This is a genomic window from Pseudomonas pisciculturae, from assembly GCF_015461805.1.
Lineage (GTDB): Bacteria > Pseudomonadota > Gammaproteobacteria > Pseudomonadales > Pseudomonadaceae > Aquipseudomonas > Aquipseudomonas pisciculturae.
The window spans coordinates 389,501-414,262 of sequence record NZ_JACVZE010000002.1; the positions used below are offsets into that span (position 1 = coordinate 389,501).

Genomic DNA, 24,762 nt, shown 5'->3' on the forward strand with positions numbered 1-24,762 from the left:
CACCGCCCCTCCCACATTTTTAGACCTATGTCGACTGTTAGTTCACGGTCAAGATCGGGCTACCCAACCGCTCCAACAACGTCGCCTGCGCACTGCGCGGGTTCTGGTTGCCGGTTGGCGTGTTGCGCACGTAACGGCCGTCCGACTGCAGGCTCCAGCTGTGGGTGTTGTCGGTGAGGTAGCTTTCCAGCTCCTTCTTGACCCGCATGATCAGCTTCTTGCCTTCCACCGGGAAGCACGTTTCTACGCGCTTATCGAGGTTGCGCTCCATCCAGTCGGCGCTGGAGAGGAACATCTGCTCTTCGCCACCGTTGAGGAAGTAGAACACCCGCGTGTGCTCCAGGAAGCGACCGATAATCGAGCGCACATGGATGTTATGCGAGACGCCGACAATGCCCGGCCGCAGACAGCACATGCCACGTACCACCAGGTCGATACGCACGCCGGACTGGCTGGCCTTGTACAGCGCGCGGATGATCTTCGGATCAGTCAGCGAGTTGAACTTGGCGATGATGTGCGCCGGCTTGCCGTCGAGGGCGAACTGGGTCTCGCGGGCAATCATGTCGAGCATGCCCTTCTTGAGGGTAAACGGCGCGTGCAGCAGCTTCTTCATGCGCAAGGTCTTGCCCATGCCGATCAACTGGCTGAACAACTTGCCGACGTCTTCACACAAAGCGTCGTCGGAAGTCAGCAGGCTGTAGTCGGTGTAGAGCTTGGCGTTGCCGGCGTGATAGTTACCGGTGCCCAAGTGGGCGTAGCGCACGATCTCGCCGGCTTCGCGGCGCAAAATCAGCATCATCTTGGCGTGGGTCTTAAAGCCCACCACGCCGTAGATCACCACCGCGCCGGCGGCTTGCAGGCGGCTGGCCAGTTGCAGGTTGGACTCTTCGTCAAACCGTGCACGCAACTCGATCACCGCGGTGACTTCCTTGCCGTTACGCGCGGCGTCCACCAGTGCATCGACGATTTCAGAGTTGGCGCCGGAACGGTACAGGGTCTGGCGCACGGCCAATACATGCGGGTCTTTGGCGGCCTGGCGCAGCAGGTCGACCACCGGAGTGAAAGATTCGAACGGGTGCAGTAGCAGGATGTCCTGCTTGCTCACCACGCTGAAAATGTTCTCGCTGTTTTGCAGCAGTTTCGGGATCTGCGGCGTGAACGGCGTGTATTGCAGCTCCGGGTGGCTGTCCAGGCCAGTGATACTGAACAGGCGCGTCAGGTTAACCGGGCCGTTGACCTGATACAGCTCGGACTCTGCCAGGTTGAACTGCTTGAGCAGGTAGTCCGACAGGTGTTTCGGGCAGGTGTCTGCCACTTCCAGCCGCACGGCATCGCCGTAGCGTCGCGAGAACAATTCACCGCGCAGGGCACGAGCCAAGTCTTCGACGTCTTCGGAGTCCAGCGCCAGGTCGGCGTTACGGGTCAGACGGAACTGATAGCAGCCTTTAACCTTCATGCCCTGGAACAGGTCATCGGCGTGGGCGTGGATCATCGACGAGAGGAATACATAGTTGTCGCCTGCGCCCCCCACCTCTTCCGGTACCTTAATGATCCGTGGCAACAGACGCGGCGCCGGGATGATCGCCAGGCCGGAATCGCGACCGAAGGCGTCGATGCCTTCGAGCTCGACGATAAAGTTGAGGCTCTTGTTCACCAGCAACGGGAACGGGTGCGTCGGGTCGAGGCCGATAGGCGTGATGATCGGCGAAATCTCGTCACGGAAGTAGCGACGCACCCAGGTCTTGATCTTGGTGGTCCAGTGACGACGACGGATGAAGCGGACCTGATGTTTTTCCAGTTCCGGCAGCAAAATGTCGTTGAGGATCGCGTATTGGCGGTCAACGTGGCCGTGTACCAGCTCGCTGATGCGCGCCAGCGCTTGATGCGGTTGCAGGCCGTCGGCGCCGGCTTGCTCACGGGCGAAGGTGATCTGCTTCTTGAGGCCGGCGACGCGAATCTCGAAGAACTCGTCCAGGTTACTGGAGAAGATCAGCAGGAATTTCAGCCGCTCCAGCAACGGGTAGGACTCATCCAGCGCCTGCTCCAGCACGCGGATGTTGAATTGCAGTTGTGACAGCTCGCGGTGGATGTACAGGCTGCTGTCATCCAGGTTGGTCACCGCCGCCACCGGGGCCGGTACGGGCGGCTCGGCCACTACGGCAGGTGCGGCGGGCTCCAGCTCCGGCGGGGTCTCGGTGACTTGTTCTACCACCGGCTGAGCGTCTTTTACGGCAACTTCTGTGAGTCCTTCGGTATTCATCGAGTGTTCCTGTGAGGGCTATTGTTGCTCTCTAAGCAATTGGGCGGCGCGGGCGGCGAAGTAGGTCAGAATGCCATCAGCCCCAGCGCGTTTAAAGGCTGTAAGGGATTCAAGGATCACCCCTTCACTCAGCCATCCATTCTGTATTGCAGCCATGTGCATCGCGTATTCGCCACTGACCTGATAGACAAAGGTCGGCACTTTGAATTCCTCTTTGACCCGGTAAAGGATGTCGAGGTACGGCATCCCGGGTTTGACCATCACCATGTCGGCACCTTCGGCCAGGTCGGCCGCCACTTCGTGCAGGGCTTCATGGCTGTTGGCCGGGTCCATCTGATACGAGGCCTTGTTGGCCTTACCCAGGTTCAGCGCCGAGCCCACCGCATCGCGAAACGGGCCGTAGTAAGCGCTGGCGTACTTGGCCGAGTAGGCCATGATGCGCACATTGACGTGGCCGGCCAGTTCCAGGGCTTCGCGAATCGCCTGGATGCGGCCGTCCATCATGTCCGACGGCGCAACCACCTGGGCGCCCGCAGCGGCGTGTGACAAGGCTTGCTTGACCAGCGCATCAACGGTGATGTCGTTCTGAACATAGCCGTCTTCGTCGAGAATGCCATCCTGGCCGTGGGTGGTGAACGGGTCCAACGCCACGTCGGTGATCACCCCAAGCTCCGGGAAACGCTCGCGCAGGGCGCGGGTGGCACGCTGGGCAATGCCCTCCGGGTTCCAGGCTTCGGCGGCATCCAGAGACTTGAGCCCAGCAGGTGTGACGGGGAACAGCGCCAGTGCCGGAATCCCCAGCTCAACCCAGCCCGCCGCCTCGATCAACAACTGATCAATGGTCAAGCGCTCCACACCCGGCATCGACGCCACTGTTTCGCGCCGATTCTCGCCGTCGAGCACAAACACCGGCAGGATCAGATCATTCGTCGTCAGTACGTTTTCACGCACCAGGCGGCGAGAAAAATCATCACGGCGGTTGCGACGCAGGCGGGTAGCGGGGAAGAGGCGGTTGGCAGGGGTAAAGCTCACGACAGACTCCTGAGCCCGCGTAGACGGGCGAGCGTTGCAGTTATAAGCGGCCATTATGACGAAGGTATTACAGTTGTGCTTGCCGATGCGACCTGTAGGCTCATTCGTCGTTTATGTAGGAATTGTTCACTTCGTGACACATCTCGATACTTTCATGAATGTTCATGAAGGCGTAGGCTGCGCGTTCATTTCGCCAGCACCCCAGACCATGCTTCAACAATTTCTGCATGACTTCGGCTACTTTGCGCTCTTCCTGGGCACCTTCTTCGAAGGCGAGACCATTTTGGTTCTCGCAGGCTTCCTGGCATTCCGTGGGTACATGGATATCAACCTGGTGGTGGTCGTTGCCTTCTTTGGCAGCTACGCCGGCGATCAGCTTTGGTATTACATGGGCCGCAAGCACGGCCGCAAGTTGTTGGCGCGTAAGCCCCGCTGGCAATTAATGGGTGACAAGGCCCTGGGTCATATCCGCAAGCACCCGGATCTGTGGGTGTTGAGCTTCCGCTTCGTCTACGGGTTGCGCACGGTCATGCCGGTAGCGATTGGCCTTTCTGGCTACCCACCCTTGCGCTACCTCATCCTCAACGGCATCGGCGCCGCGATCTGGGCCGCAGCACTCGGCGCGGCGGCGTACCACTTCGGTGCGGTGCTCGAAGGCATGCTGGGCAGCGTCAAAAAGTACGAGCTGTGGGTGCTGGGCGCCTTGCTGGTACTGGGCTTCGGCCTGTGGCTGCGCCGTCGCATCAAGAACGCCCGCATCGCCCGCGAGGCCTGTGCCGAAGCCAAGGCCCGACTCGCAGCCGAGCCTGCCCCGGTCGAAACGACTAAGACACCAGTGGAGTAAGCCGGCTTCTGCAACAGTAGAGGCCGATCACGCTGAGCAGGCTGTAACTCACCAGGCCCAGCCAGCCCAAGTGGCTGGCCGGCCACAGCCCCACCAGTGGCGCCAGCCATACCAGCGGCACATTCAGCGCCAGGCGCGCCACTTCGGCCTTGAGTGCCCACGGGCGATTCTCCAGGGCCACGCCCAAGGTAAACAACCCCAGCGCCATCGCACTCCAGCCCAGGATCAGCGCTGCCGTGGGTAAACCCTCGCCGAAATTCATCAGATAGCTGCCAAAGCCCACATACGCCGCAAATTGCACGGCGATGTACACCTGCTGACGCACGTCCAGCGCCACCTCGAATTTACGGAACTGACTCAGGTCATGCTTGGCCAACGGGTACTTGGCCTTCACATCCGCCGGGCGCCAGCCGGTGCGCATGAACCAGATGCGCAGCTTGTCCCACCACTTTTCGGTGCGCCGCGCATCACTCCATAGCTGTGCATAGAATTGCAGGTTGGCCCACAGCGGGTTCCAACTGGCCAGCGGCGTGGTCACGCCGAAAACGACCGGTTCATTGTCGTCCTCTTCCTGGAACGTACCGAACAGCCGGTCCCAAATAATGAACACCCCGCCGTAGTTGCGATCCATGTAGAGAGCGTTCTGTGCATGGTGGGCCCGATGATTGGACGGTGTGACGAAGAACCACTCATACCAGCCAAGCTTCGGCACATGGCGGGTGTGCACCCAGAATTGATACAGCAAGTTAAGGGACGCCACGCTGATAAACACCACCAGGGGCACCCCGAGCACGGCCAGCGGCAGGTAGAAGATCCAGCTCAGCAGAAAACCGGTGCTGGTCTGACGCAGGGCGGTGCTGAGGTTGTAGTCCTCACTCTGATGGTGCACCGAGTGCGCGGCCCACAGAATGTTGCGCTCATGGCCCATGCGATGCAGCCAGTAGTAGCAGAAGTCGTAGAACACGAAGGCGAACACCCAGGTCCATACGCTCTGGGCAGAAAGCTCGATCAAGGCCAGGTGCTTGAGTGCGAAGGCGTAGGTCAAAAGCCCCACGCCCTTGGTCAACAGCCCAGTCGTGGTGGACAGCACACCGGTGCTGAGGCTGTTGATAGCGTCCGCCACCCGGTAGTTACGCTCGCCACGCCAACGGTCGGCAAGCAGCTCTACCACGATCAAGGCGATGAAAAACGGTACCGCGTAAGGCACGAAGTCCATGGTCTGGTCCGGTTTGTTTTTGTTACATCTAGAGTAGGTGTAGCGACGTAAGACCCCATTGGCAACAGGTGACAAATTAGTAGACATTTAACGCCATGACCCCAGGAGAAATGCCATGAGCAAAAAGATTGCAGTGATCCTTTCCGGCTGCGGCGTGTACGACGGCGCAGAGATCCACGAAAGCGTGATCACCCTGCTGCGCCTCGACCAGCGCGGCGCTCAGGTCCAATGCTTTGCCCCCAATATTGCGCAGCTGCATGTGATCAACCACCTCACCGGCGAAGAGATGCCCGAGTCACGCAATGTGCTGGTGGAGTCGGCGCGCATCGCCCGAGGTGACGTGAAGGACATCCGCGAAGCCAACGCCGAAGATTTCGACGCGCTAATCGTGCCTGGTGGGTTTGGCGCGGCGAAGAACCTGTCGAACTTTGCGGTGGAGGGCGCTGGTTGCAGCGTCAACCCGCAGGTTCTGGCTTTGGCGGAGGCCTTTGCCGAATCGGGCAAGCCGGTGGGGCTGATCTGCATCTCCCCTGCCCTGGCCGCAAAAATCTACGGCCCTGGCGTGATCTGCACCATCGGCACCTGCCCCGACACAGCGGCGGCCCTGGACAAAATGGGCGCCACCCACCAGGAGTGCGCCGTGGAAGATATCGTCGAAGACACGGCGCGCAAGCTGGTGAGCACGCCAGCCTATATGGTGGGCAAGAGCATCAGTGAGGTGGCTTCGGGGATCAACAAGCTGGTGGATCGGGTGCTGGAGTTGACCCACGAGAACGACTGAACACCTGTGGCGAGGGAGCTTGCTCCCGCTGGACCGGGCTGGCGCTCCAGTGCGAAGCGCTCCCAAAAGCTGGGGCCGCTACGCAGCCCAACGGGAGCAAGCGCCCTCGCCACACATCAGGATTGGCGCAACAGGCGCGTGAGGATGCGGTCCAGGGCATTGGCAAACGCCTGCTTGTCCTTCTCGCCATGGGGCGGCGGCCCGCCGCCCATCTGGCCTTGCTCGCGCAGGTCGGTGAACAGGTTGCGCACCGCCAAGCGTTCACTCATGTTCGCGGGGCTGAACTCCTTGCCCCGTGGGTCTAGCGCCGTTACGCCCTTCTTAACCAGGCGATCCGCCAGGGGCACATCACTACAGATCACCAGTTCACCGGGCACTGCGTGTTCCACCAAGTAGTCATCTGCTGCGTCCGGGCCGCTGGGCACCACGATCAGCTTTACGCAGGAAAAGCTCGGCTTGATCTGGCTTTGCCCGGCCACCAACACCACTTCGAACTGGCGCTTGAGGGCGAACTTGACCACCTGGTCCTTGGCTGCCCGGGGGCAGGCGTCGGCATCGATCCATACGCGCATAAATACTCCCCAACGCTGCAACACACCACACATCCCAATGTGCCCGCTTAAGCTGTAATTCGGCGCTTCTCGGCCAGTCGACTGCGACCATACAACACCACAATCGCCAGGATAGCCACCGCCTGCGCGCTCAGCGAGTACGCATCGGCATGAATCCCCAACCAGTCAAAATCAAAGAACGCCACCGGCCGGGTGCCGAAGATGCCGGCTTCCTGCAACGCCTTCACCCCATGCCCGGCAAACACCACCGACAACGCGCAAAGCAGCGCCGCATTGATGCCGAAGAACAACGCCAGCGGCAGCTTCGCCGAACCCCGCAGAATCACCCACGCCAGGCCCACCAACATCACTAACGCCGTAGCGCCGCCTGCCAATACCGCGTTGTGCCCGGCCGGGCCGGCTTGCAGCCACAGGGTTTCGTAGAACAGGATCACTTCGAACAGCTCGCGGTACACCGAGAAGAACGCCAGCATCGCAAAACCAAAGCGCCCGCCGCCGCCCACCAGGCTGCTCTTGATGTAGTCCTGCCAGGCTGCCGCGTGGCGACGGTCATGCATCCACACGCCGAGCCACAGCACCATTACGCTGGCAAACAATGCGGTGCAACCTTCGAGCAATTCGCGCTGGGCGCCGCTCACGTCGATCACATACGCCGCTAACGCCCAGGTCGCCAAGCCGGCCAACAACGCCAGGCCCCAACCCACGTTGACGCTGCGGACTGCCGACTGCTGACCAGTGTTACGCAGGAAGGCGAGGATCGCTGCCAGCACCAGAATCGCTTCCAGGCCTTCACGCAGCAGGATCAGCAGGCCGGAGATGTAGCTCAACGACCAGCTCAGGCCATCGCTGCCCAGCAAGCCGGCAGATTCAGTGAGCTTTGCCTTGGCCACGTCCAGGCGCTGTTGCACCTGATCGACGGGCAAGCCGTCCTGCAACGACTGCCGGTAGGCCATCAGGGCCTTCTCGGTGTCTTTACGGACATTGGCGTCGACGTTGTCCAGCGAGCTCTCTACCAGCTCAAAACCTTCCAGATAGGCGGCAACAGACAAGTCGTAGGCCTGCTCGTGATCACCGTTACGGAACGCGGCGAGGCTTTTGTCCAGCGTAGTGGCTGTGTAGTCGAGCAACTGCGCGGGGCCACGCTTGACCTGGGGCGGTTGCGCACGCTGGGCACGGAAGGTCGCAGCAGCGGATGGACCGTTGGCGGCCAGCACTTCATTGGGTGTTTGGCGGGCCAGGTCAGCGAGATTGAACGGCTGCTCGCTCTTCGCCGCAGCCGCGTCGGCGGTGAAGCCGGCGATGTAAGTGGCCAAGTCCCAACGCTGACGGTCGTCCAGTTGGTCGGCGAAAGACGGCATATCAGTGCCTTCGACGCCCAAACCCAAGGTGTTGTAGATCGCATACAGGCTCAGGCGATCGAGCCGCGTGGCATCCCGCAGGTTGGCGGGCGGCGGCGTCATGCCCATGCCGGCCGGGCCGTCCCCCATACCGGCAGCGCCGTGGCACACCGAGCAATGCTGGGCGTAGAGCGGTGCGCCGCGAGTCGGGTCGGGCGTGATGGCTGGCGCCTGGCTGACTTCATACGCCACGGCCAATTGGGCACCCAATTGGCGCGCCTGGCGGGCAACTGTGGCGCCATCCTGACGGGCAGTCACACCCGCTAACAGTTCGTCGACGCCCTTAATCAAAGCCGCGTGCTCAGGCCTCTGCGGCAAATCCGCCACCAGGCCTTGTAACACCCCGAGAAACTCCAATTGTTCACGGTATTCGGACTCATCGATAACCTTGCCCGCCTCCACCGTGGGAGGGTAGTCAGCGCCGATGTAGTCCAGCAAATGCAGGGCCTGTGGGGCGCCCTCGGCAGTCGCTGCCAACAGGTTAACGCTGCACGACATCAACGCCGGTAACAACAGCCAGGCGAGAAAACGGAAGGGGGCAGTCATGAACGAATCTCAAATGGAAACACGAAGTAACACATTGTTAAGCCTTAAAGGGTTTGACTCAAGGCGTTAGTGATTCGGCGCATTTGAGGGCAGCGATTTTTTCCGGCAGTAGTGGCATTTTTGTCGATTGCATCACATCAACAAGCCATTGTTTTGCCAGTAACGGCGTTTATAATGCCGCGCCCTGTTAGGGCGAAAGGGAATTTCATTCCTCGTTTTTATGAGGAATTACCATACCGACTGAATACTTTCAGGGAAGAAGTAGCATGGCATTTCGCGCCTTAACTCCGTTTGCGCTCGCGGCCGTCACCTTGCTCTCCGGCTGCTCGATGTTCCGCAGCTACGACACCGAGCTGCAAGCCACCAACCAGCAATTGGCCACCGGCAATGTCGACGCCGCCTTGACCCTGCTGGAAAAAAACAACACCGGCGATGACAAAGACCTGCTCTATTTCTTCGAAAAGGGCGAGTTGCTGCGAGCCAAGGGTGATCTGACCGGCAGCCAGACCGCCTGGCGCAGTGCCGACCTGCAAGTTTACAAGTGGGAAGAGTCGGTCAAGTTCGACAGCGCAAAGTACCTCGCCCAGTTCGGCAGTTTCCTGGCCAACGACAAGGTGCGTCGCTACGAAGGCTACGACTACGAAAAAGTCATGCTGACCACTCAGATGGCCTTGAACCTGTTGGCGCTCAACGACTTCGACGGCGCGCGCACCGAGATCAAGAAAACCCACGAGCGTGAAGCCGTCATCGCCGACCTGCGCGACAAGGAATACCTCAAGCGCGAGGACGAAGCCGAGCGCGAAGGTGTAACCACCCAGATAAAAGACCTGCGCGGCTACCCGATTGAAGCCCTGGACGCGCCGGAAGTCGTCGGCCTGAAAAACAGCTACCAAAGTGCGTTCAGCCATTACCTGGCCGGCTTCGTCTACGAAGCCCTGGGTGAAAAAGACCTGGCCGCCCCCGGCTACCGCAAGGCCGCCGAGTTGCGCCCAAACACCCCGTTGCTTGAGCAGGCGTTGCTGAACCTGGACAAATCCAAGGTTGGTGCCGACGAAAGTGAAGTGCTGATCGTGGTCCAGAGCGGCCTGGCACCAGCCCGCGACTCCATCCGACTGCCGCTGCCGATCCCGATCAACGGCAACCTGGTGATCACCCCACTGTCGTTCCCGGTGATCAAGGCCGACACCTCCACGGCAACCTTTGCCCAGATCGGTGTCGATGGTCAGCAACAGAATCTCACCCCGCTCAACAGCACCACCGCCATGTCCCGCCGCGCCCTGCGCGATGACATGCCAGGGATCATTCTGCGCACCACCGTGCGTGCGGTCACCCGTGGCGTGGCGCAAAACAACCTGAACAAAACCAACCCCATGGCGGGCCTGGTTCTGGGCATCGCCTCTGCTGTCACAGAAGGCGCCGACACCCGTACCTGGCGCACCCTGCCAGACATGACCCAAGTGACTCGCCTGCGCCTCAAGCACGGCGAGCATCAAGTCAGCCTGCCCAACGCCTTGGGCGGTACGCTGGTGACGGTCAAGGCCGACCAGCGCTACCAAGTGATCACCCTGCGCGTGGTCGGTAACCAGGTGTTCGCCGGCGGCTTGGCGGCCCATGTCGTACCGAGCCCCGCCACTCAAGCTATCGCCCTCAAACAACCTTAAGGAGCACGCTATGCGTCATTTTATCCTCGGCGCCCTGGCGCTGGTCCTGCTTGCTGGCTGCGCCACCCCGCCGCCGCCGGAGCCTGGCAGCGCCGCCAGCAAAATCGTGGTGATGGGCAAATTCAAAGGCATCGCCGTCGGCGCCATCCGCGTTGCACGCGAAAACGGCTTTCTCACCGCAAAGGTGCAGTTGAGCAACATCACCAGCAGTAACCAAACAATGTATTACCGCTTTGCCTGGCTGGGTGCCGATGGCTTCCCGGTGGGCGACGAAGAAACCTGGAAAGTGCTGAACCTGTACGCCAACCAGGCGACCTTCCTGCCGGCCATCGCCAACTTGCCTCAGGCGGCAGACTTCCGCCTTGAAGTGAAGACGCCTTGACGCCCACACCTATTCAGTTCTGGAGAGATTCCCCCATGTTTGCACGCTTTTCGATCCTCGCCGTGGTCGCCGTTTTGGCCAGCGGTTGCTCCAACACGTCGCCGGTACTGGGCAGCAAAAACATCAACTACGGCGATACCAAGGCCGTAGAAACGGTGACCAACGAGTTCGGCTCCACCGACCTGCAAATGATCGCCGAAAGCATGACCCGCTCCCTGGCCCAATCCGGCATCCTGCAAGGCCGCCCGGTGGTGCAGGTGTACGACGTGAAGAACAAGACCAGCGAGTACATCGATACCCGCGAAATCACCACGTCAATCAAGACCCAGCTTATGAAAACCGGTACCGCGCGCTTCGCCAGCGACAACACCGACATGCAAAGCCAGGTCGACCAGCTCAAGCTGCAAAATCAGAGCGGCCTGTACAAGAAGTCCACCGTCAGCAAGACCGGCAACATGGTCGCCGCCAAGTACCGCCTCGAAGGCTCCATCAGCTCCATCGTCAAGCGCAGCTCGGACTACAAGGACGTGTTCTACAAATTCAGCCTACAGCTGATCGACGTCGAGAGCGGCCTGGCCGAATGGATGGACGAAAAAGAAATCCGCAAGACCACGGAGCGCTAAGCAATGCGTGCATGGATCGGCATGATCGGCCTGTTGTGCGCCTTTGGCGCCTCGGCCGCCCCAAAAATCGCGGTGACCGACCTGGCCTACGAGGCGCGGGTCGAGGAATACATTCATCAGGTTTCGGCCAGCAATAACATGCAGGCAAGCGCCTACCACGCCAGCGGCGCTTCGAACTACAGCGAGTACGAAAGCCGTACAAGCTACATCGAGCAGACCGAGCTACGTAAGTTCAGCGGCGATATCAAGGGCGAGATCCTAAAGTCCCGGCAGTTCCAACTGGTGCAGGGCACGCCCTACACCGCCGATGCCAAGGGCGACGTGTATGACGTGATCAAGCGCATCAAGGCCGGTAACTTCAAGGGCGCCGACTACGTGCTGTTCGGCACCTTGTCAGATATCGACTTTACCCAGGACGTCAATGCCCTGGACAACACCAACAGCTATTCAGCCGTGCTGGGCCTGACGCTGGTGGCAGATTTCAGCCTGATCAACACCCGCACTTACGAGATCACCTCGGCGTTCACCGCCATGGGTGAAGGCCAGGACACCAAATTGGTGAACAGCCGCGACGTGCGCGTGAGCCTGAACCGGCCGCGGGTGGTGAAGGAAGTGTCGAAAGCGCTGGGTGAAGATGTGGCGCGGCAGTTGGCGGAGCAGCTGGGGGGTGGGTATCAAGAGCCGGGCCAACCGGTGCTACGCAACAACCTGCCAAGGGATGAAGCGCCGAAGATCTTGCGCTGATACTTGTTAGATCAAGCAACACAAAATCAATGTGGGAGGGGGCTTGCCCCCGATGGCGGTGTATCAGTCAGCTAATCTGTAGCTGACCCACCGCTATCGGGGGCAAGCCCCCTCCCACATTTTTAACCCCGTTTCTTCAGTTATGCCGTCGTGCGGTGCAGGCTGGCGAGAAAGCCGGCGGCCCCTACAAATAAACCCGCAAACGTGCGATTCATCCGCTTCTGCTGCTTAGGCGTGCGCAACAACCGCAGCACCTTCGACGCCAACCCCGTATACCCCGCCATCACGATCATATCCACGACGATCATCGTCGCTCCCAGGATCACATACTGGATCAGCAACGGCGCCTGCGGGTTCACGAACTGCGGCAGCACCGCCAGCATGAATACCAGGGCCTTGGGGTTGCTGGCATTGACCAGAAAGCCACGGAACATCATTGCCATAGGTTTGCCGATCGGGCGTACGGCGGCGTCGTCGGTCATGTCCATGGGCAAGGCGCGCCATTGCTTGATGGCGAGATACACCAAGTACGCCACGCCAAACCATTTGATCGCATAGAACGCGGTAGACGACGTCGCCAAAATGGCACCCAGGCCGCCTGCGACCACGGCAATCTGCATCGCCAGGCCAATTTGCAGGCCAATGGCATTCCAGTAACCGCGTACAAAACCATATTGCAGGCCGCTGGACATCGAGGCGATGGCGCCGGCACCAGGGGAAAGGGAGATGATCCAACTGGCCACGAAAAAGGCCAGCCATGTATCGAGTGCCATTACACACCTCGTTTCAAATTCGTCGTGAGCGTTAAGCTAACTCCGAGCACCGAGGCCTGGCTATAGAATTTTTACGCGGGGCTGATCCAGCGGCGCACCGAACGCTGGAAGAACAGGCTGTTGGGCACCTGCACCATTGCACTGTCGGTGCCAGCCTCTGCGACTTCGATCAACGTGGTGTACAGCAGGTTGATCGCAACTACCCTGCCCTTCACACCCGGTTTGTCGACGGTATCCACCAATTCGACAATGTCGCCGATACGGAACGGCCCGACGGTAAAGATCAAAATGGCGCACAACAGGTTGGACAACACCGACCACATGGCAAAGAACGCCACGGCAGCGACCGCCACAAACCCCGACAACGCTGTCCACAGCACCGTGGCGGAAACGCCCAGGCGACCGAGCACAAAGATCAGCGCACTGCCCATGATCAACCAGCGCAAGCCGCCGCGCAGAGGCATTAGCAGTTGTGGCGGCAACGGGTAGCGCTCGCCCAGGCGCGTCAGGCCCTTGGCAACAAAACGCTGGGCTAGGTAACCGGCCAACAGGATCAGCAGGATTTGCACGCCGATCCACACGGGCTCGACCCACTGTGCCGGCAGCGGCAACTGCAACGCTTCCATCAGGACAACGCCTCCAGCTCCGCTTGCAAGGTTTCCAGCAATTCGAGGGCCTCCATCCAGGTTTCCTCCAATTGCCCTTCGCGTACCTTGAGCTTGGCCTGTTCAGCCAGCAGGTCACGCAACTCATCCTTGCGGGCGGCCTCATACACGGCGCTGTCACCCAGGCTGGCTTCGATCTTGGCCAGGCGCTCATGCACCTTGCCCAGCTCCGCTTCCAGCTTGTCGGCTTCGCGTTTGTGCGGCGCCAATTGTTGGCGCAATGCGGCGGCGGCCTGGCGCTGGGCTTTTTTGTCAGTCTTGTCCGGATTGACCGGCGTGTTACTGGCCGGCGCGTTGCGCAGGCGGTAATCCGTCAGCCAGCGGGCATAGTCGTCGAGGTCACCGTCGAACTCTTCGACTTTGCCGTCAGCCACCAACAGGAAGTTATCGGTAGTGCTCTTGAGCAAGTGGCGATCGTGAGACACCACCAGTACCGCACCGCTGAACTCCTGCAAGGCCATGGTCAGCGCCAGGCGCATTTCCAGGTCCAGGTGGTTGGTCGGTTCGTCGAGCAGCAGCAGGTTCGGGCGGTCCCAGGCGATCAACGCCAGGGCCAGACGGGCCTTTTCGCCGCCGGAGAAATTCAGCACCGGCTCATCGATGCGTGCACCGCGAAAGTCGAAACCACCCAGGAAGTCGCGCAGCACTTGCTCGCGCTCGGTCGGCGCCAGGCGCTGCAAGTGCAGCAACGGGCTGGCCTTGGCGTCTAGGGAGTCCAACTGGTGCTGGGCGAAATAGCCCACCACCGTGTTCTCGCCACGGGTCAGGTGGCCGGCCAGGGGCGAAAGTTCGCCCGACAGGTTCTTGATCAGCGTCGACTTGCCCGCACCGTTAGGGCCGAGCAAACCAATACGCGCACCCGGCGTGAGCTGCAGCTTGACCTTCTCCAGGATGGTTTTATCGCCATAACCCAGGCGCGCATCCGAAAGGTCCAACAGCGGGCTGGAGATTTTCACCGACTCGCGGAACACAAAGTCGAACGGTGAATCGACGTGGGCCGCCGACAGCTCCTCCATGCGCTCTAACGCCTTGATCCGGCTTTGTGCCTGCCGGGCCTTAGTGGCTTGGGCCTTGAAGCGGGCGATGTAGCTTTCCATGTGCGCACGCTGCGCCTGCTGCTTCTCGAAGGCCTGTTGCTGCTGGGCCAGGCGCTCGGCGCGGGCGCGTTCGAACGCGGTGTAGCCGCCACGGTAGAGCGTGATTTTCTTCTGTTCGACGTGGGCAATGTTGTCGACCACGGCGTCGAGGAAGTCCCGGTCGTGGGAAATCAGCAGCAAGGTGCCCTGGTAGCTCTTGAGGAAGTCTTCCAGCCACAGGATCGCATCGAGGTCCAAGTGGTTGGTCGGTTCGTCGAGCAGCAGCAGGTCCGAAGGGCACATCAGCGCCTGGGCCAGGTTCAGGCGCATGCGCCAGCCGCCGGAGAAGTCGGCGACCGGGCGATCCATCTGTTCGTTGGTAAAGCCCAGGCCGGCAAGCATCTTGCGCGCGCGGGCGTCGGCGGTGTAGCCGTCGGCGCTGTCGAGTTCGGAGTGCAGGCGTGCCTGAGCGGCGCCGTCCTGGGCTTTCTCGGCCTCGGCAAGGTCGTGTTGCACCTGGCGCAGGCGCAGGTCGCCATCGAGCACGTAGTCGATCGCGATGCGGTCCAGGGTGTCGATCTCCTGGCGCATATGGGCGATGCGCCAGTCGGCCGGCAGCAAGCAGTCCCCGGAGTCCGGGGTCAGCTCACCCAGCAACAGGGCGAACAACGTGGATTTGCCGGCGCCATTGGCACCGATCAGGCCGGCTTTGTGACCGGCGTGCAGGGTCAGCTCGGCGTCTTCGAGAAGACGCTGCGGGCCACGCTGTAATGTTAGGCTTTGAAGTCGGATCATAATGGCGGCGGAGTCTACCAGCTTCGTTGCCCGCTGGCTTGGGTGTGAATATGTGCGCTGACCTGTGGAGCTTTGCCCTCTCGACTTACGCCCGTCCGGGCGTCGAAACCGCCTGCTTGCGCCTGCAGGAACAAGGCGCAGATGTGTGCCTGTTGCTGTGTGGCGCATGGCTGGAGCAACGCGGTGCAGCGTTTGAGCCCGAGCGTGCACGAGCACTGCAACAGCTTTCTCGACCGTGGCAGACGCAAGTGATCGAACCGTTGCGCCACGTTCGGGTGCAATGGCGCGCCATGGCGCAGCAGGACGAGCCGTTGGCAGGGTTACGGGAGCGGGTCAAAGCCCTTGAGCTGGATGCCGAACGACAGCTACTGACACGCTTGGAAGCGCTTGCACAGGCTTGGCCGACATGTGCGGTGGCTCAAACGCAGTGGCTGGAAGGACTGGCGGCTGAGGATGCCGCCAACCTTGACCACGACGCGCTGCAACAGCTGCGCGTCGCGGCCACCGGCACTTAGGAAGCGCTGGTTGGGGTAGTGCTTGGCGTGACCGGTGCAGGCGTGCTGCTGGTCGGCGCGGTTGGAGCGGAGGATGCTGCTGGAGTAGCTGCAGGCGTTGCTGGTTTGGCCGGGGCTGGTTTGGCAGCGACTGGCTTTGCAACTGGTTTAGCGGCAGCAGGCTTGACGGCTGGCTTAACGGCCGGTTTTGCAGCAGCAGGCTTGGCAACTGGCTTAACGGCCGGTTTCGCAGCAGCAGCTTTAACAACTGGCTTGGCGGCTGGTTTTGCAGCAGCGGCTTTAACAGCTGGCTTGGCGGCTGGTTTTGCAGCAGCGGTTTTGGCAACTGGCTTCGCGGCTGGTTTCGCAGCAGCGGTTTTAGCAACTGGCTTGGCGGCTGGTTTCGCAGCAGCAGTTTTAGCAGCTGGCTTGGCGGCTGGTTTCGCAGCAGCAGTTTTAGCAGCTGGCTTGGCGGCTGGTTTTGCAGCAGCCGTTTTAGCAACTGGCTTGGCGGCTGGTTTTGCAACAGCCGTTTTAGCCGCTGGCTTTGCGGCTGGTTTTGCGGCTGGTTTTGCAGCAGCAGTTTTAGCAGCTGGCTTGGCGGCTGGTTTTGCAGCAGCAGTTTTAGCAGCTGGCTTGGCGGCTGGTTTTGCAGCAGCAGTTTTGGCAGCTGGCTTGGCGGCTGGTTTCGCAGCAGCGGTTTTGGCAGCTGGCTTGGCGGCTGGTTTTGCAGCAGCGGTTTTGGCAGCTGGCTTGGCAACCGCTTTTGCAGGCGTACGAGCGCCCAGCACCTTGGCTACGGCTTCCTTCACACGACCAACGCCCTGAGCCAGTTTCAGGCTTTCTTGAGCGTCTTTTTTGAGTTGGGAAATGTAGGTGCGGGTTTCAGCTTGGCGATCCTTGAGGGCGTCCAGCAGGTCCTCAAGTTCTTTGACGGCGTCTTTGGCTTTGGCTTGTGCCTTGGCCTTGCCAGCAGTGGCAGCGTCTTGCAGTTTGGTGCGGGATTTGTGCAGCTTTTCTTGCGCTTTACCGCGTTGTTTTTCCAGCTTGGCGAGCAGCTTTTCTGCATCGGCCAAGGCTTGGGAACAAGCGCTTTCCAGATGTTCGAGCAAGCTGCCCGAAAGTTGTTGGAGTAAATGCAACGGGGTATTAACAGGCTTCTGTTTGGCCGACATGGTTTACCTCCTGGCTGACGTGGGTGCGGCTCATACTAGCCCTCTGCTCTTACCGCCGCTAGGGCATGTTGACAGTATCGTTTGGCTTGCGTTGCACCGTGCGAAAATTCTTATCGATATAACGAAAATACGCGGCACTTTTTACCCATTCACGCTGGCATAATCCGTCGCACTTTCGGCGGGAGAATGCCCCATGTCGCGTTACCTTTTTTTTGTGCTGGGCCTGGCGATTTCGGTGGCCAATGCGAGCGAGCAATCGCCACCAAAAACCACTGACCAGGACCAGCATGACCTCGCCTACAGCCTGGGCGCAAGCCTCGGTGAACGGCTGCGCCAGGAAGTCCCTGACCTGCAGATCCAGGCCCTGATCGACGGCCTCAAGCAAGCCTATCAAGGCAAACCGCTGACATTGGATAACGCCCGTATCGAACAACTGCTTGCCCAACACGAAGCGCAAAGCGAAGCCGACGCTCAGGTACCCCAGAGCGAAAAAGCACTGGCCGCCGAGCAACAATTTTTAAACAAAGAAAAAGCCGTCAAAGGCGTACGTGAATTGGCGGATGGAATCCTGCTCAACGAACTCACCCCCGGCACCGGCAACAAACCGATGGCCAATGACCAGGTTGAAGTGAAATACGTGGGGCGGCTACCCGATGGCACTGTGTTCGATAAAAGCAGCCAGCCGCAGTGGTTTCGTCTGGACAGTGTGATCAGCGGCTGGAGCAGTGCGCTGCAACAGATGCCCGTAGGTGCGAAATGGCGTCTGGTGATTCCATCGGCACAGGCCTATGGGGCTGATGGCGCAGGCGAATTGATCCCGCCCTATACGCCGCTGGTGTTCGAGATCGAATTGCTCGGAACCCGCCACTGAACCCATAAAAAACGGTGCGCAATGCGCACCGTTTTTTTGTACCGCGATCAAGGATCAAGCCTGGGTAGCAGGCTCTTCGCTATGGGCGGTGTGCAACACTTCGATCAGGCAGTCTTCCAACTCGAAACGCTCATGGAGCAGACCTCCGAGCTCCTTGAATTTTTCAGCAACGCATTTGCCTTCATCGCACAGATCGTTGAATGCCAGTAGCTTCTCGGTAATCACATCAATGCGCGGGTAAAGGGTCTCGGCCAGCTCAAGGCCCCGCTTATCATTGAACGCTTTCGCTTCACCGGTCAGTTGCTCGTAGATCTCGAAGTGGCCGGCAGAAACATAGTCCACCAAAGACCCGCAGAACTCTTGCAGCGGCTTGTGGTTCTCAGACAGTGCATCGGGCTTGGCGCCAAGAGCATCATAGGCCTGAATCAGTTCGTGGCGCTCCAGCAGCCATCTGTCGATGAGCTTGTGCACCCCACCCCAGCGTTCCTGAGCATTCTGACAACTTTCCAGCATGATGATCTCTCTTCCCTATAGGGGCGCTGCTGCCTGGTGCCCGCGCAACACTTCAAGGATAAGGCAGCAGCCGGACAAGGCCGCATCTGACAAACGGTTTCGATAACACGTGCGGGCCAGATTATGCCCGCATGACTATGGCTTCAAGGTACGCAGGAGAGAAAGTTCATACAAGTGTTTAATCCCGTCCTACAACTCTCGGGCTCATTTCAACGACTCGCCGGATGCAAACGCGGCATCAGCAGCAGCCTTGAAAACTGCAAGATTCCCAAAATCAGCATGCCAACGAAGAACAGCAGGCTCCATTCGGGAAGGCTCAAGTCAAACAGGGTCCAGTTGATTTCCACACAGTCGACAGTGCCTTTGACCGACGATTGCAGCGCCTGCCAAAACGATAGGTTTTCGATCATATAGTGCAGGCTTGGCCAGCAATCAGCAGCCTGATCAGGTGCGGCGTTTTGTAGCAACACCTGGCGTACGGCGGTGAGCGCACCGAGCACTGCGCTACCCATACTGACAAGACCGTAAAAATAGGCAGCGGAACGCGTGGGATTATGGAGGGTGGCGACCAGATTGATCAGCGTAAAAACAGCCAGGAAGATGCGTTGCACCTGGCACAGGAAGCACGGGCGCAGAGACACGCCGAATTCAAGGTAAAAGGACGCGCCCAACGTCAGCGCACCCGCCATGAACGCGAGAAAAAACAAGGAACGTGAAGGGGCCAAAGACATGCTTTATCCGCATCGCGAAAGACAGGCCGCTACGGTAGAGGAAAGGCCTGACCCCTTTCAATACGCACCGGAGCAGACAATTCCGCGAGAGCCTAGGGACATGCCGTCAGAGCATGGAAGACATCGAGCTATACAATGTAGGAGTTTACTGATGGCCGGCTCAGCCCCAGCATTCCCAACGCATCGAAGGGTTGGTTATCAGACACTTCTGAACCAACCCTTCGACTCTCTCCTACGTCAAACTCGGGCAGGAACCGGCAGCGGTGACGCCAACAAGCGGCTATCCAACAGGCCCAGTCCTTCCTGGAACAGCTGATTACTGCGCTCGGTATCACCCAACTGGGCCAACAAGCGCGCCAGTTCGGCACACGCCTCAGGGTTGCGCTGCACCTGCAGGCTGCTTTCCAGATAGTCCCGCGCCTTGCCCCACAGGCTGTTTTGCAGGCACAGGCGACCCAATGTCAGCAACAGGCTGGCGTCGCCTGGATGGTCCTTGAGCCAACCTTCGGCAAACTTCAATTGCCGAGCCGGGTCACTGCCACGCAGCAGGCCATAGAGGCGAATCAGGTGGCTGTCGTAATTGCGCTTGATCGCGCCACGCAACGCCTCTTCGGCCTTGGCATCGGCGCCCAGCTGTCGCAGTTGCTCGGCATAGGCCAGCACCAGTTGTGGCTCCTGGCGTTGAGCGGAAGTCAGTTGCTGCCAGGCCCGCTCCAGGGACTGCAAGCCAGCTTCGCCCAGCTCTTCACGCTGGGCCGCCAAGCCGAGGTTTTCGCCCCAGGCGCGTCGTTCAAGCTCGGCCAGTTCACTGGGAGGCAGCACTTTGTCTTTGCGCAACTCCGGCAACAGTCGAATCACCGACGACCAATCGCCGCGCTGCTGATGCAAACGCTGCAATTGACGCAGTACCTGAGCGTTATGGGGATGGCGCTCGTGCATGGCCTGCAAGGTGACCAGCGCGCCCTCGGCATCGCCACGGTCCAATTGCAGTTGCGCATGGCTCAAAGCAACCGCCAGCTCCGCCTGTGGCTGACGCTCCAAAGCGCGCTCCAGCAAACCATCTGACTCTTCATAGCGCCCCTGCTCATTGGCCGCACGGGCGGCACCGAGGTAATACAGCAGCGGCTGGCGTTCGGCTTCGGCGGCCCGGTGCAGGTGGCGTTCGGCACTGGCCCAACGCCCTTCGGCGAGGTCCATCTGGCCTTGCTCGATAGCAATTTGCACACGGCGGCTGCGGTTACGGCGCGACCATGGGTTAACCACACCACCCGACGTGGTCACCAGGCTCAGCAGCACGCGAATCAGGTAGATCGCCAGGCCAATGGCAAACACCGCCACTACGGTCGCCCACAAACTCGACTCGTAATGCAGCACATGGGGATAGGTAATCAGCACGTAGCCGGTGTGTTTCGAAATGCCCACGGCGAGTGCCAGCGCGATTGCTATCGCCAGCACCAGGATCACATAGAAACGCTTCATCGGCTTCACTCCTGCTTCGGCGACGGGGCCGTCGGCGTAGCTGCGGCCTTGGCTTCATCGGCAGACAAATGCCGACGCTCAAGGTAGGCCTGCACGGCCGCCAGGCTCGCAGCCAAGTCCGGGGTCACCACCGAGACCGCCTTGGGCTCAAGCTCGGCAATACGCGCCAACATCGCCTTGCTCTGCGGGTTGTCCTGATTGAAGTTGTCCTGCAACACGCTGCGCGCCTCGCCCAGCGAACGGCTATACACCGCCGATTCGCCATTGAGCGCCGCCCATTGCGCCTGCTCAAGGGCCAGGCTCAGCGCCAGGCGCACCTGGTTCAGGCCTTGGCCTGCCAGCAAAGGACGAATGTTGTCATCAGGGTTGAAATCGATGCGGAAGTAGCGGGAAATCTGCTCCCACCACTGGCTCCAGCGGCTGTCGGTATCAGTGGTCGGGCGCCCTTGTGACGCGGGCTCGGTCAACTGATATTCAGGGGCGATGGCTGCCAGTTGCACCACTTGGTCACGCAGTGCGGCCAATTGCAGGTACAGGCCGGTACGGTCCGGCTGCTCGGTACTGCGCAGCGCGGCCAGGCTTTTGGCCAGTTGCTCACGAGCGGCGTAGGAACCCGGGTCGCTCTGCTCGCGAAGAATCTCATCGGCGCCCTGCACCAGCGACTGGGCGCTGTTGATATCTTGCAGGGCCGACAGGCGCAGACTCGCCAGACGAATCAAATGCTCGGCCTCGGCCAAGCGCCAGTCCTGACGGCTGGCGCCCAGTACGGCTTCCAGGCGCTGGCTCAAGCGCTGCTGATCACCTTGCAACTGGGCAACCAGGCGGCGACGCTCCTCCAGCTCATCCGCCGCCGGCAACTGGGCCAGGCGCGCAGCCAGTTGTTGCTGGCTCTGCTTGAGGGACTGGGATTGATCATCGAGGGTCTGCACCTGGCCCAACTGCTGCTGGCTGCTGGCTTGCAGGGCGCGGACCTGCCAGATCCCCCAACCGCCGGCGGCGACCCCGGCAGCGCCCAGCAGCAAGGCAACGATTGCCAGGCCATTGCCACGGCGCGGCGCGGTGACCGGTGACTCAACCGGCGCATCGAGTGCGGGCTGGGTTTCATCTTTAGGCAAGGCTGTTTCGCTCACGTATCCGTCCTTTGCGTATCAGAGAGTGGCAACGGCTTTTCTTAAAAAGCACAGCTGCGTAACGCCACTAACAACGCCGCGGCACTCGCGCCGCGACAATCTACAACTTTTTCTGCGCCAGCAGCCCGCGCCATCTCCTGGACTCGCGGGCTGGGCACGAACAACGGCAACTGCGCCAACTGGGGCCAATCGGCACCGGCCAAGGCCTGCAGGTTGATAAAACCCTGCCCACTGCTGACCACCAGGCCGTTCAGGCGTTCCAACTGGATACGTTGCGTCAGCACCCCGGCGGCATAGGCCGGAAGCAAACGACGATACAACTCCAGATAGTCGACACTAGCACCTTGCTCGCGCAAACGCTGCGCCAGCAACTCCCGACCGCCCTCACCGCGCAGGATCAACACCCGTGCACCGGGCCGTGCAATAGCCTCGCGCAAGGCAGGCAATTGAAGCAAGGCTTCGCTGTCATCGCCCGTGAGCGGGTAGTGAACATCGAGGCCGTGGTCAGCCACCACCTGTGCGGTGGCGGCGCCAACAGTGAACCATGGCAGATGCGGCCAGGCTTGATCCAACTGTTGCACGGCCAGGCGCGCCGCCGGCTTGCTCACGACGATCACCGCGCAATAGCGGCCAAGGTCGTGGAACACGGCCTGCTGCTCAGGGGTGACCGGGAGCGGCTCGATGTCGAGCAAAGGCAAGCTGCTGCTGAAAATGCCCGCCTCGGACAGCGACGCCGCCAAGGCCATCGACTCCTCGGCTGGCCGCGTCAGCAGCACTCGCCATTGCGTCACTGCGGGCCGGCCTCGCCGTAGACCTTTTGCAGAATGACGCCAGCGCCCTTGTCCAGCAGCTCCTCGGCCACCTGAATACCCAGGGCCGTCGCATCACGCTGCGGCCCGCGTACTTCGGCCGTCAGCAGGGTGCCGCCGTCCGGGTCGCCTACCAGACCGCGCAGCCACAGGTTTTCACCTTCGAGCACCGCGTAGCAGGCGATGGGCACCTGGCAGCCACCGTTGAGGTGTTTGTTCAGGGCACGCTCGGCCGTGACGCGCACTTCGGTGTCGTGATGATCAAGGGGTTTGAGCAGCGCATGGATTTCACTGTCGGCGATGCGGCATTCGATGCCCACGGCGCCCTGCCCGCCTGCCGGCAAGCTGTCTTCGACGCTGATCGCCGAGGTGATGCGGGCCTCAAAGCCCAGGCGGATCAGGCCGGCAGCGGCGAGGATGATCGCGTCATATTCACCGGCATCCAGCTTGGCCAGGCGTGTGTTGACGTTGCCGCGCAGGAAGCGGATTTGCAGGTCCGGTCGACGGGTCAGCAACTGTGCCTGGCGACGCAGGCTGGAGGTGCCGACAATACTGCCCAAAGGTAGATCATCCAGCGAGGCGTAGGTGTTGGAAACGAAGGCATCGCGCGGGTCTTCACGCTCGCAGATGCAAAACAGGCCCAGGCCTTCAGGGAAGTCCATGGGCACGTCTTTCATCGAATGCACGGCAATGTCGGCTTCGTTTTCCAGCAGCGCGGTTTCCAGTTCCTTGACGAACAGCCCCTTGCCGCCAATCTTCGACAGCGGCGAGTCCAGCAGCTTGTCGCCGCGACTGACCATGGGCACCAAGGTCACCGTGAGGCCAGGATGAGCCTGCTCAAGACGTGCTTTGACGTATTCGGCCTGCCACAAGGCCAGGGCGCTTTTACGGGTGGCGATGCGGATTTCGCGAGAGGACATGGATCAATCCGTACTGAATAGATACGGCAGATAATAACAGCTCAGGCAAATACGCTTTGATTTGAATCAGCAAGTGCGGGGCCTCCCTGGCCGCGTCGCACCGAGATAAGGAATGCAGGCCCGGCCGCGGCCCTCGGGCTAAAGCTGCTGCATCATCTTGCGCACACCGGCGACATGGCGTCGGCTGACGATCAAGGCATCGCCATTGAGACCTTTGAGGAACAACTGAAAGTGCCCCAAGGGCGTGCGCTGCAAGCGTTCTATTCGCTCGCGAGCCACCAACGCGTTGCGGTGGATACGCACGAAGCGGTCGCCAAACTCATCCTCAAGGGCCTTGAGCGGCTCATCAAGCAACACTTCGCCAGCTTCGTGACGCAGGGTCACGTACTTGTGATCTGCAATAAAGTAGACCACCTGGCCCAGAGGGATCAGTTCAATGCCTTTGCGTGTGCGGGCGCTGATATGACTGCGCGGCCCGTTGCCACTTTGGGCGGCAGGCTGGGTCAGGGCAGCGAGTTGGACGCGATTGGGACGCTCAGCCTTCTTCAGCGCCTTGAGCAGCGCTTCGCCAGCGACCGGCTTGGCAACGAAGCTGGCACCGCTGGCTTCCAGGGTCTCTGTGGAAAACTCTTCCTGGGCCGCACAGAACACCACCGCCGGTGGCGATTCTCGCTCACTCAGGCGGGCGGCAACTTGCAGGCCATCAAGGCCCGGCATGCGGATATCGAGCAACACCACATCGGGCTTGAGGCTGTCGATCAGCGTCAACGCCTCTTCGCCGTTGGTGGCGCTCGGTTCAAGGACTGTATAACCCTCGAGCTCACTGACCAATCGGCTCAGTCGCTCGCGGGCTTGGGGTTCGTCATCAACGATCAGGACATTCATATTGCGCTGGATTCCTGCGTGAGTCTCGCACAAGGATAGCGTAGACAGGTGCGGTGACTTGCGTCACAGCGATCCACGCTAAGACTAGCGCGAGCGGCAAAAAGTGCCCTGGCAGCGGCACCCATATTTACCCGGACCTGTTCAATAGCGCCCAAAACCTGCTGCCTTCGGGCATCGTCGTAGGGTTTGCTGATACACAATCCGAATACCCCCCGTTTTTAAATGGATAGTCTGGGCTCTGACCGCGTCACCCGACTTTGGTGCATTCACACACTATCAGTGCAACTGTAGACGCTCACCGAGACGACATTGCTCAATCGTCAAATATCGTTTCAATTGGCCTCTGTCTCCAGTCTCGTCCCGGACGCGTTCGGCGGCAAGGCACTTA

The 24,762-nt window shown here is 60.5% G+C and carries 24 protein-coding genes and 1 pseudogene; 8 read left to right on the plus strand and 17 right to left on the minus strand.

Annotation, left to right across the window (positions count from 1 at the left end):
• Window positions 1–37: 37 nt before the first annotated feature.
• Window positions 38–2,260 (minus strand): polyphosphate kinase 1, encoded by a 2,223-nt coding sequence (gene ppk1, locus ICY20_RS07485; protein ID WP_122485141.1) that lies wholly within the window; start codon window positions 2,258–2,260, stop codon window positions 38–40.
• An 18-nt stretch (window positions 2,261–2,278) separates the two neighbouring features.
• The gene (hemB, locus tag ICY20_RS07490) at window positions 2,279–3,292 is read right to left on the minus strand and encodes a porphobilinogen synthase (protein ID WP_159956280.1); all 1,014 of its coding nucleotides are present in this window, start codon (window positions 3,290–3,292) and stop codon (window positions 2,279–2,281) included.
• Window positions 3,293–3,500: 208 nt separating this feature from the next.
• On the opposite strand from hemB, the gene ICY20_RS07495 reads away from it, so the two are divergent.
• Window positions 3,501–4,136 (plus strand): DedA family protein, encoded by a 636-nt coding sequence (locus ICY20_RS07495; RefSeq protein ID WP_159956523.1) that lies wholly within the window; start codon window positions 3,501–3,503, stop codon window positions 4,134–4,136.
• Here the strand turns inward: ICY20_RS07495 and ICY20_RS07500 are convergent.
• Entirely contained in the window at window positions 4,117–5,352 is a 1,236-nt protein-coding gene (locus ICY20_RS07500) for a sterol desaturase family protein (protein ID WP_159956282.1), read from the minus strand. The two genes, ICY20_RS07495 and ICY20_RS07500, sit on opposite strands and share 20 nt — an antisense overlap.
• Window positions 5,353–5,467: 115 nt before the next feature.
• Here ICY20_RS07500 and elbB point away from each other — a divergent pair, with 115 nt between their 5' ends.
• Window positions 5,468–6,133, plus strand: a complete 666-nt coding sequence (gene elbB / locus ICY20_RS07505; protein WP_159956284.1) for an isoprenoid biosynthesis glyoxalase ElbB — start codon at window positions 5,468–5,470, stop codon at window positions 6,131–6,133.
• A 116-nt stretch (window positions 6,134–6,249) separates the two neighbouring features.
• Here elbB and ICY20_RS07510 read toward each other — a convergent pair whose 3' ends face one another.
• Both ICY20_RS07510 and ICY20_RS07515 read right to left on the minus strand, forming a co-directional pair.
• Window positions 6,250–6,705, minus strand: a complete 456-nt coding sequence (locus tag ICY20_RS07510; protein WP_159956286.1) for a YaiI/YqxD family protein — start codon at window positions 6,703–6,705, stop codon at window positions 6,250–6,252.
• A gap of 47 nt (window positions 6,706–6,752) precedes the next feature.
• Window positions 6,753–8,648: an FTR1 family protein gene (locus ICY20_RS07515; RefSeq protein ID WP_159956288.1), complete on the minus strand. Its 1,896-nt coding sequence runs from the start codon at window positions 8,646–8,648 to the stop codon at window positions 6,753–6,755.
• Between the two features lie 266 nt (window positions 8,649–8,914).
• Between ICY20_RS07515 and ICY20_RS07520 the strand changes: the two genes are divergently transcribed.
• Genes ICY20_RS07520 through ICY20_RS07535 form a run of 4 tightly spaced genes read left to right on the plus strand, consistent with a single transcriptional unit; the run spans window position 8,915 to window position 12,058 of the window.
• Window positions 8,915–10,309, plus strand: a complete 1,395-nt coding sequence (locus ICY20_RS07520; RefSeq protein WP_159956290.1) for a COG3014 family protein — start codon at window positions 8,915–8,917, stop codon at window positions 10,307–10,309.
• Window positions 10,310–10,319: 10 nt separating this feature from the next.
• Window positions 10,320–10,691 (plus strand): YcfL family protein, encoded by a 372-nt coding sequence (locus ICY20_RS07525; RefSeq protein WP_038844227.1) that lies wholly within the window; start codon window positions 10,320–10,322, stop codon window positions 10,689–10,691.
• Window positions 10,692–10,726: 35 nt separating this feature from the next.
• Complete coding sequence (gene lpoB / locus ICY20_RS07530) at window positions 10,727–11,314, plus strand: penicillin-binding protein activator LpoB (protein ID WP_159956292.1); 588 nt, start codon at window positions 10,727–10,729, stop codon at window positions 11,312–11,314.
• Window positions 11,315–11,317: 3 nt separating this feature from the next.
• Window positions 11,318–12,058: a penicillin-binding protein activator LpoB gene (locus ICY20_RS07535; protein WP_159956294.1), complete on the plus strand. Its 741-nt coding sequence runs from the start codon at window positions 11,318–11,320 to the stop codon at window positions 12,056–12,058.
• Between the two features lie 140 nt (window positions 12,059–12,198).
• Here the strand turns inward: ICY20_RS07535 and ICY20_RS07540 are convergent, their stop codons facing one another.
• The 3 genes from ICY20_RS07540 to ICY20_RS07550 all read right to left on the minus strand — a co-directional run bounded on the left by ICY20_RS07540 (window position 12,199) and on the right by ICY20_RS07550 (window position 15,367).
• The gene (locus ICY20_RS07540) at window positions 12,199–12,831 is read right to left on the minus strand and encodes a LysE family transporter (RefSeq protein WP_159956296.1); all 633 of its coding nucleotides are present in this window, start codon (window positions 12,829–12,831) and stop codon (window positions 12,199–12,201) included.
• Between the two features lie 71 nt (window positions 12,832–12,902).
• On the minus strand, window positions 12,903–13,457 hold the full coding sequence (locus tag ICY20_RS07545; protein ID WP_159956298.1) for a mechanosensitive ion channel family protein: 555 nt from the start codon (window positions 13,455–13,457) through the stop codon (window positions 12,903–12,905).
• The gene (locus tag ICY20_RS07550) at window positions 13,457–15,367 is read right to left on the minus strand and encodes an ATP-binding cassette domain-containing protein (protein WP_159956300.1); all 1,911 of its coding nucleotides are present in this window, start codon (window positions 15,365–15,367) and stop codon (window positions 13,457–13,459) included. The genes ICY20_RS07545 and ICY20_RS07550 overlap by 1 nt, the downstream gene beginning before the upstream one ends.
• Before the next feature lie 50 nt (window positions 15,368–15,417).
• Here ICY20_RS07550 and ICY20_RS07555 point away from each other — a divergent pair, with 50 nt between their 5' ends.
• The gene (locus tag ICY20_RS07555) at window positions 15,418–15,882 is read left to right on the plus strand and encodes a TIGR02444 family protein (protein WP_159956302.1); all 465 of its coding nucleotides are present in this window, start codon (window positions 15,418–15,420) and stop codon (window positions 15,880–15,882) included.
• On the opposite strand, the gene ICY20_RS07560 is transcribed toward ICY20_RS07555, so the two are convergent.
• Complete coding sequence (locus tag ICY20_RS07560; protein ID WP_194937235.1) at window positions 15,879–17,036, minus strand: AlgP family protein; 1,158 nt, start codon at window positions 17,034–17,036, stop codon at window positions 15,879–15,881. The two genes, ICY20_RS07555 and ICY20_RS07560, sit on opposite strands and share 4 nt — an antisense overlap.
• A 193-nt stretch (window positions 17,037–17,229) precedes the next feature.
• On the opposite strand from ICY20_RS07560, the gene ICY20_RS07565 reads away from it, so the two are divergent.
• On the plus strand, window positions 17,230–17,907 hold the full coding sequence (locus tag ICY20_RS07565) for an FKBP-type peptidyl-prolyl cis-trans isomerase (RefSeq protein WP_159956306.1): 678 nt from the start codon (window positions 17,230–17,232) through the stop codon (window positions 17,905–17,907).
• A 54-nt stretch (window positions 17,908–17,961) separates the two neighbouring features.
• Here ICY20_RS07565 and rsd read toward each other — a convergent pair whose 3' ends face one another.
• From rsd to ICY20_RS28380, 8 genes and pseudogenes are all read right to left on the minus strand, one after another.
• Window positions 17,962–18,420: a sigma D regulator gene (rsd, locus tag ICY20_RS07570; protein ID WP_159956308.1), complete on the minus strand. Its 459-nt coding sequence runs from the start codon at window positions 18,418–18,420 to the stop codon at window positions 17,962–17,964.
• A 209-nt stretch (window positions 18,421–18,629) separates the two neighbouring features.
• The gene (locus tag ICY20_RS07575) at window positions 18,630–19,151 is read right to left on the minus strand and encodes a disulfide bond formation protein B (RefSeq protein ID WP_159956310.1); all 522 of its coding nucleotides are present in this window, start codon (window positions 19,149–19,151) and stop codon (window positions 18,630–18,632) included.
• Between the two features lie 237 nt (window positions 19,152–19,388).
• The gene (locus tag ICY20_RS07580; RefSeq protein ID WP_159956312.1) at window positions 19,389–20,630 is read right to left on the minus strand and encodes a heme biosynthesis protein HemY; all 1,242 of its coding nucleotides are present in this window, start codon (window positions 20,628–20,630) and stop codon (window positions 19,389–19,391) included.
• Between the two features lie 5 nt (window positions 20,631–20,635).
• A complete protein-coding gene (locus tag ICY20_RS07585; protein ID WP_159956314.1) occupies window positions 20,636–21,760 on the minus strand; it encodes a uroporphyrinogen-III C-methyltransferase in 1,125 nt (374 codons plus the stop codon).
• Window positions 21,761–21,801: 41 nt separating this feature from the next.
• A complete protein-coding gene (locus ICY20_RS07590; protein ID WP_194937236.1) occupies window positions 21,802–22,551 on the minus strand; it encodes a uroporphyrinogen-III synthase in 750 nt (249 codons plus the stop codon).
• On the minus strand, window positions 22,548–23,489 hold the full coding sequence (gene hemC / locus ICY20_RS07595; protein ID WP_194937237.1) for a hydroxymethylbilane synthase: 942 nt from the start codon (window positions 23,487–23,489) through the stop codon (window positions 22,548–22,550). The genes ICY20_RS07590 and hemC overlap by 4 nt, the downstream gene beginning before the upstream one ends.
• Window positions 23,490–23,627: 138 nt before the next feature.
• Window positions 23,628–24,374 carry a LytR/AlgR family response regulator transcription factor gene (locus tag ICY20_RS07600; protein WP_159956320.1) on the minus strand — a complete coding sequence of 249 codons (747 nt, stop codon included), beginning with the start codon at window positions 24,372–24,374 and terminating at the stop codon, window positions 23,628–23,630.
• Window positions 24,371–24,487: pseudogene (locus ICY20_RS28380) on the minus strand (sensor histidine kinase); the annotation flags it as partial. The pseudogene ICY20_RS28380 and the gene ICY20_RS07600, both read right to left, overlap by 4 nt.
• Window positions 24,488–24,762: the final 275 nt, after the last annotated feature.

What these genes read in the sequence shown, in the direction of transcription:
- ppk1 (WP_122485141.1), bottom strand. Translation starts at nt 2,260, where the DNA reads ATGAATACCGAAGGACTCACAGAAGTTGCCGTAAAAGACGCTCAGCCG.
- ICY20_RS07495 (WP_159956523.1), top strand. Translation starts at nt 3,501, where the DNA reads ATGCTTCAACAATTTCTGCATGACTTCGGCTACTTTGCGCTCTTCCTG.
- ICY20_RS07500 (WP_159956282.1), bottom strand. Translation starts at nt 5,352, where the DNA reads ATGGACTTCGTGCCTTACGCGGTACCGTTTTTCATCGCCTTGATCGTG.
- elbB (WP_159956284.1), top strand. Translation starts at nt 5,468, where the DNA reads ATGAGCAAAAAGATTGCAGTGATCCTTTCCGGCTGCGGCGTGTACGAC.
- ICY20_RS07510 (WP_159956286.1), bottom strand. Translation starts at nt 6,705, where the DNA reads ATGCGCGTATGGATCGATGCCGACGCCTGCCCCCGGGCAGCCAAGGAC.
- ICY20_RS07515 (WP_159956288.1), bottom strand. Translation starts at nt 8,648, where the DNA reads ATGACTGCCCCCTTCCGTTTTCTCGCCTGGCTGTTGTTACCGGCGTTG.
- ICY20_RS07520 (WP_159956290.1), top strand. Translation starts at nt 8,915, where the DNA reads ATGGCATTTCGCGCCTTAACTCCGTTTGCGCTCGCGGCCGTCACCTTG.
- ICY20_RS07525 (WP_038844227.1), top strand. Translation starts at nt 10,320, where the DNA reads ATGCGTCATTTTATCCTCGGCGCCCTGGCGCTGGTCCTGCTTGCTGGC.
- lpoB (WP_159956292.1), top strand. Translation starts at nt 10,727, where the DNA reads ATGTTTGCACGCTTTTCGATCCTCGCCGTGGTCGCCGTTTTGGCCAGC.
- ICY20_RS07535 (WP_159956294.1), top strand. Translation starts at nt 11,318, where the DNA reads ATGCGTGCATGGATCGGCATGATCGGCCTGTTGTGCGCCTTTGGCGCC.
- ICY20_RS07540 (WP_159956296.1), bottom strand. Translation starts at nt 12,831, where the DNA reads ATGGCACTCGATACATGGCTGGCCTTTTTCGTGGCCAGTTGGATCATC.
- ICY20_RS07545 (WP_159956298.1), bottom strand. Translation starts at nt 13,457, where the DNA reads ATGGAAGCGTTGCAGTTGCCGCTGCCGGCACAGTGGGTCGAGCCCGTG.
- ICY20_RS07550 (WP_159956300.1), bottom strand. Translation starts at nt 15,367, where the DNA reads ATGATCCGACTTCAAAGCCTAACATTACAGCGTGGCCCGCAGCGTCTT.
- ICY20_RS07555 (WP_159956302.1), top strand. Translation starts at nt 15,418, where the DNA reads ATGTGCGCTGACCTGTGGAGCTTTGCCCTCTCGACTTACGCCCGTCCG.
- ICY20_RS07560 (WP_194937235.1), bottom strand. Translation starts at nt 17,036, where the DNA reads ATGTCGGCCAAACAGAAGCCTGTTAATACCCCGTTGCATTTACTCCAA.
- ICY20_RS07565 (WP_159956306.1), top strand. Translation starts at nt 17,230, where the DNA reads ATGTCGCGTTACCTTTTTTTTGTGCTGGGCCTGGCGATTTCGGTGGCC.
- rsd (WP_159956308.1), bottom strand. Translation starts at nt 18,420, where the DNA reads ATGCTGGAAAGTTGTCAGAATGCTCAGGAACGCTGGGGTGGGGTGCAC.
- ICY20_RS07575 (WP_159956310.1), bottom strand. Translation starts at nt 19,151, where the DNA reads ATGTCTTTGGCCCCTTCACGTTCCTTGTTTTTTCTCGCGTTCATGGCG.
- ICY20_RS07580 (WP_159956312.1), bottom strand. Translation starts at nt 20,630, where the DNA reads ATGAAGCGTTTCTATGTGATCCTGGTGCTGGCGATAGCAATCGCGCTG.
- hemC (WP_194937237.1), bottom strand. Translation starts at nt 23,489, where the DNA reads ATGTCCTCTCGCGAAATCCGCATCGCCACCCGTAAAAGCGCCCTGGCC.
- ICY20_RS07600 (WP_159956320.1), bottom strand. Translation starts at nt 24,374, where the DNA reads ATGAATGTCCTGATCGTTGATGACGAACCCCAAGCCCGCGAGCGACTG.